Raw genomic sequence first — 237 nt, 5'->3', positions numbered from 1 at the left:
GCAAACAGATCCGCTTCCAGCCCATAGTCCGCCACCGAGAAGATCGGCGCTTCGGGGTCCTTGTTGATCGCCACGATCACCTTGGAGTCCTTCATGCCCGCCAGGTGCTGGATGGCGCCCGAGATACCGGCTGCGATGTACAGCTGCGGCGCCACGATCTTGCCGGTCTGGCCCACTTGCAAGTCGTTGGGCGCATAGCCTGCGTCCACCGCCGCGCGCGATGCGCCAATGGCTGCA

Annotated in this window: 1 protein-coding gene; it reads right to left on the bottom strand. The window is 64.6% G+C overall.

Annotated elements, in window-relative coordinates; all coding sequences use genetic code 11:
- Nucleotides 1-237: electron transfer flavoprotein subunit alpha/FixB family protein (locus QEP11_RS16640; protein WP_284337769.1), on the bottom strand; the 237-nt coding region annotated here is incomplete at both ends.

Origin of the sequence: Comamonas halotolerans (assembly GCF_030162935.1) — a bacterium.
Lineage (GTDB): Bacteria > Pseudomonadota > Gammaproteobacteria > Burkholderiales > Burkholderiaceae_C > Comamonas > Comamonas halotolerans.
The sequence above is the reverse complement of the archived record's forward strand: the minus strand, read 5'-3'. Positions and strand labels throughout refer to the sequence as shown.